The 3,911-nt window shown below is 74.7% G+C and carries 2 protein-coding genes and 1 pseudogene; 2 read left to right on the forward strand and 1 reads right to left on the reverse strand.

Annotated elements, in window-relative coordinates; translation table 11 throughout:
- Both FOE67_RS19045 and FOE67_RS19050 read left to right on the forward strand, forming a co-directional pair.
- Nucleotides 1-236 (forward strand): annotated as a pseudogene (locus FOE67_RS19045) (response regulator transcription factor); the annotation flags it as partial.
- A 234-nt stretch (nucleotides 237-470) separates the two neighbouring features.
- On the forward strand, nucleotides 471-1,484 hold the full coding sequence (locus FOE67_RS19050) for a 2-hydroxyacid dehydrogenase (RefSeq protein WP_182665921.1): 1,014 nt from the start codon (nucleotides 471-473) through the stop codon (nucleotides 1,482-1,484).
- A gap of 46 nt (nucleotides 1,485-1,530) precedes the next feature.
- Here the strand turns inward: FOE67_RS19050 and FOE67_RS19055 are convergent, their stop codons facing one another.
- Complete coding sequence (locus tag FOE67_RS19055) at nucleotides 1,531-3,600, reverse strand: chorismate-binding protein (RefSeq protein WP_182665923.1); 2,070 nt, start codon at nucleotides 3,598-3,600, stop codon at nucleotides 1,531-1,533.
- Nucleotides 3,601-3,911: the final 311 nt, after the last annotated feature.

The following is a 3,911-nucleotide window of genomic DNA, read 5'->3' on the forward strand; positions in this document are numbered from 1 at the left end:
CCCCGGGAACCCCGGCCGGCGGAGCCCGCCCCGGCGCCGGCGTGCCCCGGTTGACCGCCCGGGAGACCGAGGTCCTGCGCCTGGTGGCCAAGGGCCTGACGTACCGTCGGATAGCCGATCGGTTGGTGATCTCGCACCGCACGGTCCAGAATCACGTACAGAACACCCTGGGCAAGCTCCAGTTGCACAACCGGGTGGAGTTGGTGCGGTACGCCATCGAGCAGGGGTTGGACGACGGGTCGGCCCCCGGCGTCGATCCCGGCCCCGGAGCCGATCCCGACAACGGAGTCGGGGAGGGCACCGACGCGTCGGGACGCGGCGGGCGGTTCCCCCGCCGGGGCTGAGCGCCCACCGCGCGCCGGGGGCAGCGCGCGCACCGGACCCGGGACACCGCACGGAAGACGGTCGACATCGGACGACCGACCGCGGCACGGCCGACGGTCGGCGGGAACATCAGGAGGCGCACCACCGTGACCATCCTCGCCTTCGGCGTCCAGGCGGACGAGCGACCGTTGCTCGAAGGAGCCTTCGGGGAGCGCCGTGTGCACTCCCTGGACGTCTTCCTCAACGCCGACACCGCCCCCATCGCGGCGGGCCACGAGATCATCACGGTCAGCGTCAACGCGGACCTCGGCGCCGACGTGCTGGAGACCCTCGCGGCCGGCGGCACCCGGATGATCGCCCAGCGGGCCACCGGCTTCAACAACATCGACCTGGCCGCCGCCGCCCGGCTCGGGCTCACCGTCGCCCGGGTCTCGTACTACTCGCCCCACGCCGTCGCCGAGTTCGCCTGGACGCTGGCGATGGCGGTCAACCGCCGGGTGGTGCGCGCCGCCCGCCGCACCCGGGAGTTCGACTTCCGCCTCGACGGCCTGCTGGGCCGGGACATGCACGGCGCCACCGCCGGGGTCATCGGGACGGGGAAGATCGGCGGGGCCTTCGCCCGGATCGCCGCCGGGTTCGGGATGCGGCTGCTGGGGTGGGATGTCGCACCCAACCCGGAGTGCGAGGAACTCGGCATGGAGTACGTGGAGTTGCCCCGCCTGCTCGCCGAGGCGGACCTCATCAGTCTGCACGTCCCGCTGCTTCCGGAGACCCATCACCTGATCGACCGGGCGGCGCTGCGGGCCATGCGGGACGACGCCATCCTGGTGAACTCCAGCCGCGGCGGACTGGTGGACACCGACGCCCTCGTCGACGAACTGCGGCGCGGCCGGTTCACCGGGGTGGGCCTGGACGTCTACGAGGCCGAGGCCGGACTGTTCTTCATGGACAAGTCGTTGGAGGTGGTGGCCGACGACACCCTGGCCCGCCTGATGACCTTCGGGAACGTGCTGGTCACCTCGCACCAGGCGTACTACACCCGGGAGGCGGTGGGCCAGATCGTGGAGGCGACCGTCCGCAACGTCGACGACTACCTCGCCGGCCGGACCAACGAGAACACCCTGGTCGCCCCGGGGCTGCCGGTGCCGCTCGCGGACTGACCACCGGGACCCGGCCGTCCCCGCCCCGGGGACGGCCGGGACCGCCTCAGGCGGGTCGGGTGTCCTCCGCGCCCGCCGGGACGACCGGCGCCGCCGCCGCGTCCAGCAGGGAGCGCACGACACGCGGACCGTTGAGGGTCAGGACCGACTCGGGGTGGAACTGCACCCCGGCGAAACCGGGACCGCGCAGCGCGTGCACCTCGCCGCTGCGCGGGTCCCGGGCGACCGCCACCCCGTGCAGCGCCAGCTCCCCGAGCGCCTCGTCGTCGCAGCGCGCGGTGTAGGAGTTGTAGAAGCCCACCGTCTCCGGGGTGCCGAACAGGTCGATCCGTTCCTGGGCACCCTGGAAGGGCTGTGCCCTGCGGACGATCTCCAGCCCCACCTCGGCGGCGATCAGCTCGTGCCCCAGGCAGACGCCGAGCAGGCCGCCGCGGTGCTCGCGGATCAGGTCGGCGGCCAGCCCGCGCAGCAGCGCGATCCGGGGGTCGTGCGGATCACCGGGGTCGCCGGGACCGGGGCCCAGGATCACCGGTCCCTCGTGGGCGAGCGCCGCCTCCCGCAGCCCGGGGGAGTCGAAGCGACGGACGGTGACCCCCAGCCCCACCGCCCGCAGCAGGTGGGCGAGCATCGAGGTGAAGGTGTCCTCGCCGTCCACCACCAGGGCGTGCCCGCGATCCGGGCGCCGCCCCGGGCCCGGCTGCATCTTCAGCCAGAACGGTGCCAGGTCGGCCCGGCGCGCCGCCAGCGCGGCCTGCACCCGGGGCACCTCCGCCAACGGGGGCACCTCCGCCGGACGGAGCGCCCCCCTTGGCGCGCCGGCGGCGGGCGCGGCCCGTACCCCCAGGGCGGTCAGCACGGCGCCGGCCTTGGCCCGGGTCTCGGCCACCTCCCCGGCGGGGTCGGAGTCGCGCACCAGCGTCGCGCCCACCGGCAGGGCCAGCCGCCCGTCCCGGGCGATGTCCAGGGTGCGGATCAGGATGGGGGAGTCCAGCGACTGCCCGCCCGCCCGATCGTGCCCCAGCAGGGCCAGGGCCCCCGCGTAGTAGCCCCGGCCGCCGTGCTCGTACCGACTGATCACCCGGCAGGCGTTCTCCACCGGGGAACCGGTGACGGTGGCCGCGAACATGGTGCCCCGCAGCACGTCCCGCACGTCCGCCCCGGTGCGTCCGCGCAGCTCGTACTCGGTGTGCGCCAGATGGGACATCTCCTTCAGCCGGGGGCCGATCACCACCCCGCCCCGGTCGCCGACCTCGCACATCATCTTCAGTTCCTCGTCCACCACCATGGACAGTTCCTCGCGCTCCTTGCGGTCGCCCAGGAACTCCAGCAGGCCGTCGAGGTCGGGGCCCTGCGGCGGGTAGCGGTAGGTGCCGCTGATCGGGTTCATCACCACGGTGCCGCCGGTCATCCGCACGTGCACCTCCGGACTCGCGCCCACCAGCGTGCGATCCCCGAGGTGCACCAGGAAGGTCCAGTAGGCGCCCCGTTCGCCGGTCAGCAGCCGACGGAAGAGCACCAGGGCGTCGGCCACCCGGAAGCCGGCGCCCCCCGGGCGCCGCCCGGCGGGGACGTCCCGCCCGGCGGGGCCCGGGGAGGCGGGGGTCGGCTCCAGGGTCCCCCGGAAGGCTCGGCGGACGACGAAGTTCGCCCCCTGACCGGTGCCGATCTCCTCGCGCACCACGCGTTCCACGATCCGCGCGTACTCCTCGTCCCCGATGTCGAAGGCACCGTCGCGCACGCGCACCCCGTGGGCGGGGAGCGCGGCCGTCACCTCCCCGAGCGGCACGTCGGCGCGTTCCTCCGGGACCATGGCCACCAGCGGGGTCCCGTCGTCGGTGACCTCGAAGCCCCGTTCGCGGATCTGTCGGAAGGGCAGCAGCGCGAGGACCCCGGCGGGGCCCGCCGCCGGGTCCCCGACGGGGAGGTCGGCCAGCAGGTCGGGCCGCCGGATGGGGCCGGTCAGCACCTCCACCCGGTCCCCGGGACGCCCCGGGGTCCGCCGGTGCAGCAGGGCGAAGGGAGGGCAGTCCTCCCGGTACGAGGCGGCGACGAGGCGGTCGAGGAGTGATCGTGGCCCGGCCGGCCGGTCGAGGGGGTCGGAACCGGGATCGGGCACAGAACGGGCGGCGGCGCCGTCGGGGGTCTCGGGGAGAGCCGGCACGGGGAGTCCTTCCGGGTCGGGATGGGTCGCCCGGGCGGGTGCTCCGCGGAAAACGCGGGAGGCCGCCCGGAGGCGGCCTCTCGCGTCGTGGTGGGTGCGCGCTTCAGTGGGCCGCCGGGGGAGCGGTCCACCACCAGAAAAGCTCGGTCTGCGCGTGCACACGGTCACCCTAGCCCCTTCCCCCCGTTCCGGACAGCCCCGTGTCGGACACTTTCGGTTACCGTCGGGTTGCCTTCCGGTTGCCGGGGACGCCTCCCCCGCCGCCG

The sequence above is a fragment of the Streptomyces calidiresistens genome (assembly GCF_014141525.1).
In the GTDB taxonomy this organism is placed as follows: Bacteria; Actinomycetota; Actinomycetes; order Streptomycetales; family Streptomycetaceae; genus Streptomyces; species Streptomyces calidiresistens.